The organism is Sphingobacterium faecium (assembly GCF_003054045.1).
GTDB lineage: Bacteria > Bacteroidota > Bacteroidia > Sphingobacteriales > Sphingobacteriaceae > Sphingobacterium > Sphingobacterium faecium.
In genome coordinates this window covers 1-14,859 of record NZ_QBKH01000006.1, presented here as the reverse complement: position 1 = coordinate 14,859, position 14,859 = coordinate 1, and the positions used below count along the sequence as shown (strand labels likewise).

At 37.1% G+C, this 14,859-nt stretch carries 12 protein-coding genes; 7 read left to right on the top strand and 5 right to left on the bottom strand.

The annotated features are described in order from the left end of the window. Positions 1-15: 15 nt before the first annotated feature. Positions 16-2,205 (bottom strand): DNA helicase RecQ, encoded by a 2,190-nt coding sequence (gene recQ / locus C8N37_RS16490; protein WP_108159936.1) that lies wholly within the window; start codon positions 2,203-2,205, stop codon positions 16-18. 99 nt (positions 2,206-2,304) lie between these two features. Here recQ and C8N37_RS16485 point away from each other — a divergent pair, with 99 nt between their 5' ends. From C8N37_RS16485 to C8N37_RS16470, 4 genes are all read left to right on the top strand, one after another. Beyond that, on the top strand, positions 2,305-3,270 hold the full coding sequence (locus C8N37_RS16485) for a KpsF/GutQ family sugar-phosphate isomerase (RefSeq protein ID WP_108159935.1): 966 nt from the start codon (positions 2,305-2,307) through the stop codon (positions 3,268-3,270). Between the two features lie 127 nt (positions 3,271-3,397). After that, the gene (locus C8N37_RS16480) at positions 3,398-3,772 is read left to right on the top strand and encodes a DUF1573 domain-containing protein (protein ID WP_108159934.1); all 375 of its coding nucleotides are present in this window, start codon (positions 3,398-3,400) and stop codon (positions 3,770-3,772) included. Positions 3,773-3,870: 98 nt separating this feature from the next. Next, entirely contained in the window at positions 3,871-5,070 is a 1,200-nt protein-coding gene (locus C8N37_RS16475; RefSeq protein ID WP_108159933.1) for a pyridoxal phosphate-dependent aminotransferase, read from the top strand. Between the two features lie 338 nt (positions 5,071-5,408). Next, positions 5,409-5,702: a hypothetical protein gene (locus tag C8N37_RS16470; protein WP_045756026.1), complete on the top strand. Its 294-nt coding sequence runs from the start codon at positions 5,409-5,411 to the stop codon at positions 5,700-5,702. Positions 5,703-5,737: 35 nt separating this feature from the next. Here the strand turns inward: C8N37_RS16470 and cmk are convergent, their stop codons facing one another. The 4 genes from cmk to C8N37_RS16450 form a co-directional block, all read right to left on the bottom strand. After that, positions 5,738-6,424, bottom strand: a complete 687-nt coding sequence (gene cmk / locus C8N37_RS16465; RefSeq protein ID WP_108159932.1) for a (d)CMP kinase — start codon at positions 6,422-6,424, stop codon at positions 5,738-5,740. Positions 6,425-6,428: 4 nt separating this feature from the next. Beyond that, entirely contained in the window at positions 6,429-6,842 is a 414-nt protein-coding gene (locus C8N37_RS16460) for a hypothetical protein (protein WP_108159931.1), read from the bottom strand. 5 nt (positions 6,843-6,847) lie between these two features. Beyond that, positions 6,848-9,292, bottom strand: coding sequence for a type I DNA topoisomerase (gene topA / locus C8N37_RS16455; protein WP_108159930.1), 2,445 nt, complete (start codon positions 9,290-9,292; stop codon positions 6,848-6,850). 154 nt (positions 9,293-9,446) lie between these two features. Continuing rightward, positions 9,447-10,211, bottom strand: coding sequence for a DeoR/GlpR family DNA-binding transcription regulator (locus tag C8N37_RS16450; protein ID WP_186812839.1), 765 nt, complete (start codon positions 10,209-10,211; stop codon positions 9,447-9,449). Between the two features lie 158 nt (positions 10,212-10,369). On the opposite strand from C8N37_RS16450, the gene C8N37_RS16445 reads away from it, so the two are divergent. The 3 genes from C8N37_RS16445 to C8N37_RS16435 are packed head-to-tail and all read left to right on the top strand — an operon-like array spanning position 10,370 to position 14,203. Next, positions 10,370-11,947 carry a glycerol-3-phosphate dehydrogenase/oxidase gene (locus tag C8N37_RS16445; RefSeq protein WP_186812840.1) on the top strand — a complete coding sequence of 526 codons (1,578 nt, stop codon included), beginning with the start codon at positions 10,370-10,372 and terminating at the stop codon, positions 11,945-11,947. 10 nt (positions 11,948-11,957) lie between these two features. Then, positions 11,958-13,466 carry a glycerol kinase GlpK gene (glpK, locus tag C8N37_RS16440; protein WP_108159929.1) on the top strand — a complete coding sequence of 503 codons (1,509 nt, stop codon included), beginning with the start codon at positions 11,958-11,960 and terminating at the stop codon, positions 13,464-13,466. 11 nt (positions 13,467-13,477) lie between these two features. Next, positions 13,478-14,203, top strand: a complete 726-nt coding sequence (locus C8N37_RS16435; protein WP_108159928.1) for an MIP/aquaporin family protein — start codon at positions 13,478-13,480, stop codon at positions 14,201-14,203. The last annotated feature ends 656 nt before the right edge of the window (positions 14,204-14,859 follow it).

Below are 14,859 nucleotides of genomic sequence, written 5' to 3'. Positions count from 1 at the left end.
TTATTATATGCGTTTCTAATTTCCTAATTCAGACATAAATTTAATTCGCATCAATTGAATATCTTCATACGAATAGTCATCTCCACCTAAATCTTTCAAAGCTTGATTAATAGAATCTGAATCAGCCTGTTTAAAGTAATCGTAAACCTCATCTTGACGATCTTGATCGATCATCTCATCAACGAAATATCCGATATTAAGTTTTGTACCTGCATTGACGATGGTCTCTACTTCTTTCAACAAATCCTCATAGCTGATTCCCTTAGCCGCAGCAATATCATCTAATCCAATCTTACGATCGATATTCTGTATAATGGCAACCTTTAAAGCAGACTTATTAGCTGTCCCCTTAATCACCAAATCAACTGGGCGATCGATATCATTTTCCTCTACATAGTTTTTGATCAATTCAACAAACTGTGCACCAAACTTCACCGCTTTACCATTCCCCACTCCTTGTATCTGCTTCAGCTCATCCAATGAAACAGGATAATGCGTACACATTTCATCTAACGATGGATCTTGAAAAATAACAAACGGAGGTAAAGATTTTGATTTGGCAATCTTTTTACGAAGATCTTTTAACATCTTCAACAACTCGGTATCTAAAGCTCCAGTAGCATGTCCAGCATCTTCAGATGAAGAATCCCCTGAAAAATCCAAAGGACGATTCATCACAAATTTCAACGCATATGGATTTTCTAAATAATGACGTCCTATATCGGTCATTTTTAATAAACCATAATGATCAATATCCTTAGCTAAAAAGTTATTCAGAACTGCTTGACGAACCAAAGATTCCCAATAAACAAGTCCTTTATCCTTACCTTTTCCAAATAATGGGTGTTCGTCATGTTTATATGCAGAAACAGGTTGATTATTTTGACCGATCATGACATTGATCACATGTAGATCATCAAAATTCTCCCCTTGCTCTTTGATGAAAGATAGCACTTCTAATAAAGAGCCCTCCGCTTCAAAGTAAGTTTTTGGCGAACGGCAATTATCACACATATTACTACAGCCCGTTTCATCAAAGTTCTCTCCAAAGTAATGTAAAATTTGTTTACGTCGACAAACCGCAGATTCGGAATAATCAATAACTTCTTTCAGAATTTGAGTACCTATTTCCCTTTCAGCAACAGGCTTGTCCTTCATGAATTTCGTTAATTTCTCGACGTCCTTTTCTGAGTAAAAAGCTAAACATATACCCTCTCCACCATCACGACCAGCACGACCCGTCTCTTGGTAGTAACCTTCCATTGATTTTGGAATATCATGGTGAATGACAAAACGTACATCGGGTTTATCGATCCCCATACCAAAAGCAATCGTTGCCACGATAACCTCTACATCCTCCATTAAAAATTTATCCTGTGTATCAGCACGCGTTTTAGCGTCCAGACCAGCATGATAAGGAAGAGCTTTGATTCCATTGATATTTAAGACTTCACTAATCTCCTCAACCTTCTTACGGCTTAAGCAATAAATAATACCCGTTTTTCCAGATTGACCTTTGATAAATCTTACAATTTCTTTAACAACATCTTTCTTAGGTCTTACTTCATAGAATAAATTACCCCTATTAAAAGAAGATTTAAAGAGCATGGCATCATTCATTTGAAGATTCTTACGAATATCGGACTGCACCTTTGGTGTAGCAGTAGCTGTCAATGCAATAATGGGAATATTTTCACCAATACCATTGATAACTTGACGAATCTTGCGATATTCAGGACGGAAGTCATGTCCCCACTCGGAGATACAATGAGCCTCATCTACAGCAACAAAAGAAACCGTAATCTGCTTCAGAAATTCGACGTTTTCCAATTTGGAAAGCGACTCTGGTGCAACATATAGTAATTTTGTTTTTCCTGCCGTAACATCCTGTTTAACACGCATAATATCACCTTTATTCAATGAAGAATTTAAAAAGTGAGCAATACTATCCTCTCCGCCAAACGCGCGAAGTTGATCAACTTGGTTTTTCATCAAGGCAATTAAAGGTGAAATGACAATTGCTGTCCCCTCACTCATCAATGCCGGTAGCTGGTAACAGATGGATTTACCACCTCCAGTAGGCATGATGACAAATGTGTCCTTTCTCTGGAGCACGTTTGTTATGATTGCTTCTTGATCCCCTTTAAAAGTATCAAAACCAAAAAAATCTTGTAAATTGTCGAAAAGTGATTTTTCTATTTCCATCGAGCCTCGGGCAAAAATAAGATAGATAAATGACCAAAAAATCTGTAAAATAACCTATTTTTGTATTCATTCTTTAATATAAAAGTAGATATTTTATTTGTGAAAAGCAACATCGATATAAAAAATATAGCTATCCAAGCGATACAAGAAGAAGCTAAAGCGGTAGCCGACTTGTCACAACGGATTGACGACGACTTTGTTAACGTGGTTAAACAAATTGTAAACTTACAGGGTAGAGTCATCGTTACCGGCATAGGAAAAAGTGCAATAATTGCTCAAAAAATTGTTGCAACAATGAATTCGACAGGAACACCATCCATTTTTATGCACGCCGCTGATGCCATTCATGGTGATTTAGGGATCATTCAACAGCAAGATTTAATCATTGCCATTTCCAAAAGCGGAACGACTCCTGAAATCAAAGTATTGGTGCCTTTCTTGAAGCAAACAGGCAATACTTTGGTAGCTCTTGTTGGAAATATTAATTCTTATTTAGCTGAACAAGCTGATTATGTATTAGACACTACAGTTGACAAAGAAGCATGCCCAAACAACCTCGCTCCTACCTCCAGTACGACAGCGCAATTGGCGATGGGCGATGCCTTAGCCGTATGTCTTCAAGAGTGTCGTGATTTTTCACATCAAGATTTTGCCAAGTATCACCCCGGAGGAGCACTCGGCAAAAAACTCTATCTAAAAGTTGCCGATCTTTCAGATCAAAATGAAAAACCAAAAATTCAAAGTAATGCGCGTATCAGAGAAATTATACTCACCATTACGCAACATAGATTAGGTGCAGTTGCTGTATTGGAGCAAGATCAGATTATTGGCGTGATCACCGATGGTGATATTCGACGTATGCTCGAAAATCATCAGGATTTAACTGGACTCACTGCCGCTGACATCATGGGTGCACACCCTAAAACAATTGACAAATCTGAACTCGCAGTAAATGCGTTGCATATGATGCGCCAAAATAACATTTCCCAACTGATTGTTTTACAGGCAGGAAAATATGATGGTATTATTCACATTCAGGATTTGTTAAAAGAAGGAATTATCTAATCTGACATAAATGTAATATTATTGTTATTAGCTCCTTTTATCCAATAAATGAAAGTCTAAATGGCTACTTTGGTACGTTGTTTGACATTATCAAGTAGCATAGTAAACAAATAAAGAAGAAGAAGATATGAAAAAGTTTTTAGCCGTATTAACTGTTATTATCGCATTTGTAGGATTTACTGCAATGCAAACGAGTCAGAGCGAGTTTAAATTTGAGAAGGAAACGCATGATTTTGGAAAGATTGCACAAGGAACACCAGTTTCATATAGTTTCAAATTTTCAAACGTAGGTAGTGAGCCGATTATCATTGGTGATGTAAAACCATCATGTGGATGTTCAGTGGCAGAGTTCACAAAAACACCAATAAAACCAGGTGATACAGGAACAATTAAGGTGACGTTCAATGCGGCATCAAAGGCTCCATTTACAAAGAGCTTTACTGTAACATCCAATACGAAAACACCTGTAAAAACATTGTACATTAAGGGAATTGTAGAGTAATTACTTTACCTATATCGTCATGAACAAAAGCCACTTCAACTAAAGTGGCTTTTTTAGTTTTTATTCCTTAAATTTGTATTGCTAATTTATATAAAATAATGCCATCTATATCAACAAAAGGGTATGATATGCCCGCTTCCCCAATTAGAAAACTTACACCTTTTGCTGATCAAGCAAAGAAAGAAGGAAAAAAAATCTATCACTTAAATATCGGACAGCCAGACATTGAAACACCAGAGGTGATGCTTAATGCTTTAAAAAACATGGACTTCAAAGTTTGGGCATATACGGCTTCAGAAGGAACAGCTTCCTATCGCAATAAACTCTCGACCTACTACAATAATTTAAACTACCATATCGAACCTACTGATATTTTAGTAACAACTGGTGGCTCTGAAGCGATTATGATTGCTATGCAAGCCTGTTTGAACCCTGGTGAAGAAGTTATTATTCCAGAGCCTTTCTATGCTAATTATAATGGTTTTGCATGTTCAGCAGATATCGTGGTTAAGCCGATCATGTCTTACATCGAGAGTGGTTTTGCTTTACCCTCTATCGCCGAATTTGAAAAAGTGATCACCGATAAGACAAAAGCTATTGCTATCTGCAATCCAAATAACCCAACAGGTTATTTATATTCCAGAGAAGAGCTAGAAGCCTTACGTGAACTTTGTTTAAAATATGACTTGTACTTATTTTCTGACGAAGCATACCGTGAATTCTGCTATGATGGTCGTGAATTTATTTCACCTATGCATATGGAAGGATTAGAGCAGCACGTGGTTGTTTTTGATACGGTATCAAAACGCTATTCAGCTTGTGGGGCTAGAATAGGTTGCTTAATAACAAAAAACAAAGAACTATACCAAGTAGCACTTAAATTTGCCCAAGCACGCTTAAGCCCTTCTTTAGAAGGTCAGATTGCTGCTGAGGCAGCTGTAGATACTCCCGATAGTTACTTTGAAGCTGTTTCAAAAGAATATACTGCCCGTCGTGATACATTGGTCAATGGCTTAAATAAAATTGAAGGTGCATTTTCACCAAACCCTGGGGGTGCATTTTATGTTGTAGCAAAATTACCCATTGACAATGCAGATAAATTCTGTCAGTGGATGTTAGAAGAATTTGCTTACGAAAACGAGACCGTGATGATGGCACCAGCTACTGGATTTTACAGTACTCCAGGCGCAGGAAACAATGAAGTTCGTTTAGCATACGTACTCAATCAACAAGACCTGAAAAAAGCATTGATCTGTTTAGAAAAAGGTCTCGAAGTATATCCTGGCCGTACACTATAAGTCGATCGAATACATGTTCAAAACTGTATTCCTGTTCACTTAACTATGAAATAAGGGCTTATCACTTGTGTGATAAGCCTTTATTTTATAATAAACACTTCCCCTAACCAGCTATCCATGCAATTGCCTTTTACATGGATTTTTCCATAAGCGATTATAATAAGTTCTCGATAGTCCCTTTTTTATCGCTAATTTTTTTTGGCCCACAATAGATCTATCAAAATATGATGTAGTTCGCATACAAAAGCTAACGGTTTTAAGATGTTTATTCTTTTCATACAAAACATTTTACCCACTTCAAACGTTATTATAGTAATTGATCACTAAATAGATATAATATGGATAAATTGAAGAAATTTGAATTGATGGAAAAAATTTCCAGAGAATTAGAAGATGTAAGAAAAAGTCAGCAAGCCGTATTAGAAAAAATTGGAAAAATTGAGGTGGATAATATCGAACTTGGAGACCAAAATCTGGAGAAAATTCTACCGGATATTTTTCAACGGACGGCAGACAATTCAGATGCAATTCGTCAACTATTGGACTCTTTCCAAGAGAAAACAGATGAGTATGGTGAGAAGAACAATGTTGCCAAACTAAAAGAACAACAGCAAATCAATAGTATTAAATAAAAAATAGTACTGCATAATACAAAAAGAAGAGCTTCCTATTTGGAAGCTCTTCTTTTTGTATATTCTTCGATGACAAATTTCAGCTGATCTTCTTGAGTCATATAGGAATTATTCAATATGATGGCATCATCAGCTTTCCGTAGTGGGCTTTCTTCTCGCGTGCTATCGATATGATCGCGATGTGCCAGATTTTTAACAATCTCATCCATGGTTACTTGCTCACCTTTATTGGTCAACTCCAGATAACGTCTATTTGCACGTACCTGTGGATCTGCTGTCATAAAAATCTTCATATCAGCATCTGGAAATACAGTCGTACCAATATCACGACCATCCATCACAATATTGCGTCTACGCCCTAGCTTTTGTTGCTGTGCAACCATGGCTTGACGTACCGCTTTGATCGTACTCACTTCACTCACTTTATCAGAAATATACATCTGTCGAATCTCATCAGATATATCCTCATCATTGAGATGAATCTCTGTTTTCTCTAGATTAGGTATAAAGTCAATATGAATATTTTCTAATGCTTGTGCAACTGCCGCATCATCTTCTACATCAATCCCTTCTCTAATGAAGTAAAGTGTTACAGCACGGTACATAGCACCACTGTCGATGAAGACGAATTTTAATTTTTTAGCTAATGCCTTTGCTACTGTACTTTTTCCACAGGAAGAAAAACCATCAATAGCAATAATAAAGTTATGTCTAGTTGTCATAAAACTAATTCATACCCCCTATGATTACCCCAAGCTTATTAACCAAAGGAACAAGTATTAAATTTCCTTCAATGATACTCTCTGGCAAGAAGATATATTTCTTATCGTAAATAATATTATCTATGTAAAAACTCAACCAATATTCATTTGTTAAACCAAACACCTGTTCATCAATCGCTTCGATTTTTTCAAAAGAATGTGCGGCAACATTTCCAATAAAATGGCGCAATGTACTTGTTTGTACCTGAACACCATCTTTTTCACCATACCCTTTAGAAGTAACCAATACATTTTGAATCTCTTGACTTTTTTCATTGATCAAATAGACATTCCATACCTTAGACTCTGGGCTTTCACTTTCCAAAACAACAGCGATTGTGATATTTTGAACAATGTTTTCAGGTAAATCCTTTTTCATTTCAATTATTTCGCTTTAGTTGCTTTAACTGGAGCTGCTTTTTTTGTAGTAGTCGCTTTTGTTGTTGTTGTTTTTTTTGCTGCTGTAGCCTTTTTAGCTGGTGCTTTCTTTGTTGTAGTCGCTTTTTTTGCGGTTACTTTAGCTTTTCCTTTAGGTGCATCAGCTTCCGCCCATTTGAGTACATCCTCATAAGTAATTTGCTCCACTTCCGTTCCTTTAGGGATTTTCAAATTTTGCTTTCCAAAACGGATGAAAGGACCCCAACGGCCCTGCTCGATTTGAGCTTCAGGATTTTCATCAAAAACACGTATAACCTTTTCTATATCCTTTTGTCTCTTTTCTTTAATGATCTGAATACATTCTTCCTCGGTTACATCAAGAGGATCAAGATCTTTTGGTAAAGAATAAAAAGAAGAATCGTGACGAATGTAAGGACCAAATCGTCCAATAGCAACGGTCATTTCCTTTTCTTCAAAAACACCTACTTTTTTAGGGAGCTTGAACAGTTCCATGGCATCCTCAAAAGTAATCGTTTCGATCATTTGTCCTTTACGTAAAGAAGCAAAACGCGGCTTCTCTTCATCGTCCTGTGCTCCGATCTGCACTAAAGGACCGAATTTACCGATACGAACAGATACAGGCTTACCCGATACAGGATCTACACCTAATTCCCTTTCATTGTTCGCACGCTCAGCATTTTCTAACGTATTCTGTACTTCCGAATGAAAAGGTCCATAAAATTCGCGCAACATATCGGTCCATTCGGTCAAACCATGTGCAATTTCATCGAATTCCTTTTCCACTTTTGCAGTGAAATTAAAGTCAACAATACCCTTGAAATGTTCAACTAAGAAATCATTGACCACGATACCGATATCCGTTGGAAACATTTTTCCTTTCTCAGCACCCGTTATTTCAGTTTTAGTCACGGCAGAGATTTCAGCATTTTCCAAAGTCAATACCCGATAATCACGGGAACGACCTTCTCTTTCTTCCTTCACTACATAACCGCGGTTTTGAATGGTCGAAATCGTTGGTGCATAAGTAGAAGGTCTACCAATACCCAGTTCTTCCAACTTTTTCACTAAGGCAGCTTCCGTATAACGAGCAGGAGGTCTAGTGAAACGCTCTGTCGCATTCATGCTTTTCAACACAACTGCTTGTCCTGTTGTTAATGGAGGTAGTAATGAATTATCACTTTCTTCGTCGTTCGTTTGATCTTGATCTTCATCCGTAGATTCGAAATAAACCTTTAAGAATCCATCAAATTTCATCACCTCACCCGAAGCAGATAAATCTTCCTTACGTGTTGATATAGAAATTTTAGCTAATGTTTTTTCGAACTCTGCTTCACTCATTTGAGAGGCAATAGCACGTTTCCAGATTAAATCATATAAACGTTTTTCCGCAGCATCACCTTCGATACTATGTTCAGAAAAATACGTCGGGCGAATAGCTTCGTGAGCCTCTTGAGCACCAGAAGTTTTAGTTTTATATTTTCTCAGCTTGTGATAACGATCACCATAAGCAGAGCGAATTTCTTTTTCAGCAGCTTCTGTTGCAGTATCACTTAAATTAACGGAATCGGTACGCATATAAGTAATACGTCCAGCTTCATATAATCGTTGTGCCACTTGCATCGTACGAGCAACAGAGAACCCAAGCTTACGACTAGCTTCTTGTTGCAACGTTGAAGTGGTAAATGGTGCCGCAGGAGCGCGTTTTGCAGGTTTAGTTTCCAAACTCTTCACTGCAAACTCCGCAGTCTTACAATCGTCTAAAAACTGCTTAGCTTCCGCTTCTGTAGCAAAGCGATGTGGCAATTCTGCTTTAAAACTATCTTTGACCTTTCCGGTATGGAAAAATGCAACTATACGAAAGGATGCTTCAGCATTAAATCTGATAACTTCACGTTCACGATCAACGATCAGACGAACAGCGACGGATTGAACACGTCCAGCAGATAAAGACGGTTTAACTTTTTTCCATAATACAGGCGAAAGTTCAAATCCGACCAAACGATCCAATACACGACGTGCCTGTTGAGCATTTACTAAATTATAATCTATTTTACGGGGATTCTCAATGGCTTTTAAAATTGCTGGTTTCGTGATCTCGTGAAATACAATACGCTTGGTACTCTCATCCTTTAATCCCAAAGTCTCAAATAAGTGCCACGATATTGCCTCTCCTTCACGGTCCTCATCGGACGCTAACCATACGGTTTCTGCAGCTTTAGCTAATTTCTTTAATTCACTGACAACAGCCTTTTTATCACTCGGAACTTCATACTTTTGTTGAAAATCTTTGTCTGTATCAATAGCATCATCGGTCTTCACCAAATCACGAATATGTCCGTAACTAGACTTCACTAAAAAGTCCTTACCTAAATACCCTTCTATTGTTTTCGCTTTCGCAGGAGACTCTACTATGAGTAAATTTTTAGCCATTTAAATTTGAGATTTGTGCAAATAAAGGCATTTCTTTAACGAATGACAATATTTTTAGTCTTTTTTTACATAATTTAAAGAAAAATAATAAAATCTGGTTGAGTAAAATCCCAAATTTTGTTACCATATTTCCGAACAACATAGCCTATTTTTTCTATTCAGCTATTATTAATTTAACGCCTAGTTTCTCAATCTCTTCTTTATAATAAGGAGTAATTCCGTAGTCGGTTATGATGATATCAATTTCATCAATCGCACAGATCCGTCCAAAAGATTTTCTTCCAAACTTAGAAGAGTCTGCTAGAACAATTACTTTCTGGGCAGATTGGATCATTGCTTTATTCAACTTAGCCTCTTGACCAGAAGTCGTAGACAACCCATACGTGATATCAATACCATCAACGCCGATAAACAATTTGGAACAAAAATAATCCCCCAAAATTTGTTCTGCATAATGGCCTGAGATGGAAATACTACTTTTCCGAAGAATCCCAGGCAACTGTAAGACTTCTACCGCAGGAAATTGATTGAGCTTCATACTAACCTGTAAAGACGATGTAATCACATTTAACTCCATATTGGAATCCATGGCATCTGCCAAAGCGTGCATAGTCGTTCCCGAAGCAATAATAATAGATTCATGAGACTCCATATGAGAAACAGCACACTTACTAATCAATGCTTTTTCATTTGAATAAAATTTTTCTTTTTCAAAAACATTACGGTCAATAATATAAGGATTTTTATTGGTAGCACCACCATGTGTTCGAAAAAGTAAGTTAGAATCTTCCAATTGCTTCAAATCCTTTCGTATGGTTACCGTAGAAACATTCAAATCTTTACACAGCTGCATCACCGTTACATGTTCAGACTTTTTCAATTGGGCTAGGATATATTCATGTCGATCTATCAGATTCATAAAAATTGAATAATTTTTAATGCAAGTTAGTACTTATTGTGATATAAATAAAAAAAGCTTTCGTAAGATTTCGTTTTATTATTAAAATGTTTCATTTATATTTGATTGACACAAGTGAATAATAAAAAAGAAACAAATCGTAATAAAACGATACATATATGATTAATTTTAATAGAAATACCTGTTTAGCAACGGTGAAAAGCACTACTGAATGGGATACCGTCATTATCGGAGGTGGAGCTACGGGACTTGGTATCGCTGTAGATGCAGCATCAAGAGGATTCAAAACCCTATTGCTGGAAAAATACGATTTTGCAAAAGCGACATCCAGCAGGAGTACAAAATTGGTTCATGGGGGTGTACGTTACTTAGCAAATGGCGATATTAAGCTCGTGTACTCAGCTTTACATGAAAGAGGCTTAATTTTCCAAAATGCTCCCCATTTGGCACGAATACAAAGTTTTATCATTCCTTGTTATTCTTTCTTTAGCAAATGGAAGTTTCTCATTGGCTTGAAGATGTACGATTGGATGGCAGGCAAGTATAGAATTGGAAATTCTAAATTTCTGTCCAATGCACAAGTCATCTCTAAACTTCATTCGGTTAAACAAGAGGGATTACAAGGAGGTATTATCTACTACGATGGACAATTTGATGATGCGCGATTTGCGATTAATTTAGCACAATCCGCACATACATTAGGAGCGACAATTTTAAATTATTGCGATGTAAATGCTATACATAAAAATGCAGATGGACTTGTTTCCGGTATCTCATTTACCGATATCGAGTCCAATGAAAGTTATCAAATTAAAGCAAAAACAGTCATCAATGCTACAGGAATCTTTGTAGATGATATCTTAAAAATGGAATCTCCTAATCATAAAAATTTGGTCAGACCTTCACAGGGAACACATATTGTCATTGACAAGAAGTTCTTGGGCAAAGAAGATGCACTTATGATTCCGGAGACGACAGACGGTCGCGTATTGTTTGGAGTTCCTTGGCACGATCATATTTTATTAGGAACAACAGATACTCCCTTAAATGTGCATAGTATTGAACCAAGACCTTTAGAGGAAGAGATTGAATTTATTCTCGATACCGCTAAAAATTATTTAAATCCTGCCCCACAAAGAGCCGATATATTAAGTGTATTTGCAGGATTGAGACCTTTAGCTGCACCTAAAGATTCGAATTCAACTTCGACGAAGGAGATATCTCGAGATCATAAATTAATCAGCAGCCCATCAGGTTTAATCACCATTACTGGAGGAAAATGGACCACATATCGTAAAATGGCTGAAGAAACGGTAAATAAGGCTATTGAAATCGGAAAATTAAGGGATGAACCATGTGTCACCAAAACATTAAAAATTCATGGTTATCAAAAAGAGCAACAAGACGGTCACTGGCAATTTTATGGATCCGATGCAAAATCAATTCAGGATCTAGCTGTAGAAAATCCCGATTTAGCTCAAAAAATACATCCAAAATTTGATCACATCGCCGCAGAAGTCGTGTGGGCCGTACGAAATGAAATGGCTAGAGGTGTAGAAGATGTATTGGCAAGAAGGATGCGTATATTATTTCTGGATGCAAAAGCAGCAATAGAAGCAGCTCCCCTTGTCGTAAAAATAATGGCTAAAGAATTGGACCGATCAACTGCATGGCAAGAAGATCAATTAGCCTCATTTTTAAACCTTTGCAAACAATACGATTACCAATCACAATAAACCTTGTCCCATGAATACATCTGAATATATTTTGGCACTAGACCAAGGCACTACAAGTTCAAGAGCGATCGTTTTTTCAAAATCTGGAAAAATTGAAGCTATAGCACAAAAAGAATTTACACAAATTTATCCTGAATCAGGCTGGGTGGAGCATGATCCCAAAGAAATCTGGTCTAGTCAACTCTCTGTATTTACAGAAGTCATGGCTAAGATGAAAATAACCCCGAAAAATATCAAAGGAATAGGAATTACCAATCAAAGAGAAACCACTATTATCTGGGACAGAATAACAGGCGAACCGATCTACAATGCCATAGTTTGGCAAGACAGAAGGACTGCTGATTATTGTAAAAATATCGAAAAACAAGGGTATGCAGATCTAATACAGAGTAAAACCGGTCTCCGAATAGATGCCTATTTCTCGGCATCGAAAATCAATTGGATATTGGACAATGTTCAAGGGGCAAGAGAAAGAGCAAATGCTGGAGAACTTGCTTTTGGAACGGTGGATAGTTGGATTATTTGGAATTTAACTAATGGAGAAGTCCATGTCACAGATGTGTCCAATGCTTCCAGAACAATGTTATACAATATCGAAACCTTAGATTGGGATACCGAGCTTTTGACCCTATTCGATATTCCCGAACGTATCCTTCCAACAGTCGCATCATCTTCTGAAATATATGGACACACTTCAGGACAAATTCTTTCCAGCAAGGTGCCCATAGCAGGGATCGCTGGAGATCAACAAGCCGCTCTTTTTGGGCAAATGTGTACAGAAAAGGGTATGGTAAAAAATACCTACGGAACAGGTTGTTTCCTATTGATGAACATCGGCTCTAAACCCATTCTATCCAAAAATAATTTGGTAACAACTATTGGTTGGAAAATCGGTGATCAAGTTGTATATGCATTGGAAGGCAGCGTATTTATAGGTGGAGCAGTTGTCCAATGGTTACGGGATGAATTAGGCATCATTAAAAATGCTCAAGAAATTGAAAAATTGGCGGAAAGCGTCAACGATAGTAATGGTGTATATCTGGTTCCTGCTTTCTCCGGATTAGGAGCACCACATTGGAATCCTTATGCACGGGGTACTATTTTGGGCATGTCTAGAGGAACCAATTCAGCACATATTGCCCGAGCAGCATTAGAAGGAATTGCCTTCCAAATTACAGATATATTAAGCGCTATGCAATCTGATGCACAGACGGACATCAAGGAACTTCGTGTAGATGGAGGAGCGAGTTCCAATAACTTTTTAATGCAAACCCAAGCTAATTTTTTAAATGTGGTTACCTTACGCCCTGAAGTCGTTGAGACAACAGCATTAGGAGCTGCATATTTAGCAGGCTTAGCTGTAGGATTTTGGTCAAATATCGAAGAAATATCGGAACAATGGAAAATAGACAGAACCTTTACTCCCATACCAGATCAATCTGTTAAAGAATCTCTTAAAGGATGGAAGCGAGCTGTGGAAACAGTAAAATTTTGGGCAAATTATGATCTTAATCACTAAGAGTAATTGATATGAATGCATTAATCGCAGAATTTATAGGTACAGCAGTGCTTATTCTATTGGGTGGTGGAGTGGTCGCAAATGTGGTATTAAAAGGTACCAAAGGAAATGATGCTGGTTGGATAGTCATCACCACGGGCTGGGCTCTAGCCGTCTTTACAGGTGTTATCATTGCTGGGCCTTATAGTGGCGCCCATATTAATCCAGCAGTCACATTAGCCAATTTAATATTAAATAAAATGACACTCGTATTAGGTCTGCAATATATCCTAATGCAGGTACTCGGTGCTATGTTTGGTTCTTTCCTTGTTTGGTTTATATATAAAGATCATTTCACAGAAACTGATGATGCTGCAGCTAAAGAAGCTGTATTCTGCACAAGACCAGCTATTTATAATCCAAAAATTAATGTAATCAGTGAAATCGTTGGTACTTTTGTATTAATATTTTCGATTTTACATTTTACTAATCCAACTACACATCAAGGTGAAACTTTTGGATTAGGCTCTATAGGAGCATTACCCGTAAGTTTCATCGTTTGGGGAATTGGACTTTCGCTAGGAGGAACTACTGGATATGCCATTAATCCTGCTCGTGATTTAGGTCCGAGAATAGCACATGCTTTATTACCCATAAAAAACAAAAAGTCTTTCCATATGGCCTATGCTTGGATACCTGTAGTTGGCCCACTTATTGGTAGCGCACTAGCGACCATTCTTTATATTTATATGAGTTAAAAGTATAATTCTAATAAGGTCATCAGCGCTCTTCAGATGATCTGTACACTTGCGCTTATTAAAAGGCTAATGCGATATATCATGGACATCGCATTAGCCTTTTTTTCTTAAAAGTAATTCTACATCAACAATTCCCCTAGCATGCAAATAACATATCGCAATTGGTAAGAAATCGAGCAAATACCGCTATTCTAAAATAAGCGATAAAGCAAGATCATCATGTAAAATCATACTTTCGATAACGCTTGAGTAGAATGTTGAGGTTATTCAATCGATAAAAAAGATGATGGGAAGGAAAATATTATCGAGCAAATACTTTAAGAATAACATGATCACAGCATAAGCGAGATATATCTTCATAAAAAGAAGGTTATGGAGATAATAATAGATGATATGCCCAGGTAATATCAGACATAGTACAAGAGCTGCAATTTATAAAATCATATGTGAGAGGAATCAGCTAAATCAACTCCCCAAAAAGCGATAGGAAATCTATTCCTATATCCTATCCTTTAACAGCAAAATATCAACATCTGATACCAGATTGCCACCAAACTGAGAAGCTAAACCGATCCTATTACAAGTCAAGTTCATCGGAAACAGATCCACATACAGAATCATGGAGATCCTAGGAAAAGGATATTGCGGTGCATGGC

Coding starts and splice junctions, on each gene's coding strand:
- recQ (WP_108159936.1), bottom strand. CDS start 2,205: ATGGAAATAGAAAAATCACTTTTCGACAATTTACAAGATTTTTTTGGT.
- C8N37_RS16480 (WP_108159934.1), top strand. CDS start 3,398: ATGAAAAAGTTTTTAGCCGTATTAACTGTTATTATCGCATTTGTAGGA.
- C8N37_RS16475 (WP_108159933.1), top strand. CDS start 3,871: ATGCCATCTATATCAACAAAAGGGTATGATATGCCCGCTTCCCCAATT.
- C8N37_RS16470 (WP_045756026.1), top strand. CDS start 5,409: ATGGATAAATTGAAGAAATTTGAATTGATGGAAAAAATTTCCAGAGAA.
- cmk (WP_108159932.1), bottom strand. CDS start 6,424: ATGACAACTAGACATAACTTTATTATTGCTATTGATGGTTTTTCTTCC.
- C8N37_RS16460 (WP_108159931.1), bottom strand. CDS start 6,842: ATGAAAAAGGATTTACCTGAAAACATTGTTCAAAATATCACAATCGCT.
- topA (WP_108159930.1), bottom strand. CDS start 9,292: ATGGCTAAAAATTTACTCATAGTAGAGTCTCCTGCGAAAGCGAAAACA.
- C8N37_RS16450 (WP_186812839.1), bottom strand. CDS start 10,211: ATGAATCTGATAGATCGACATGAATATATCCTAGCCCAATTGAAAAAG.
- C8N37_RS16445 (WP_186812840.1), top strand. CDS start 10,370: ATGATTAATTTTAATAGAAATACCTGTTTAGCAACGGTGAAAAGCACT.
- glpK (WP_108159929.1), top strand. CDS start 11,958: ATGAATACATCTGAATATATTTTGGCACTAGACCAAGGCACTACAAGT.
- C8N37_RS16435 (WP_108159928.1), top strand. CDS start 13,478: ATGAATGCATTAATCGCAGAATTTATAGGTACAGCAGTGCTTATTCTA.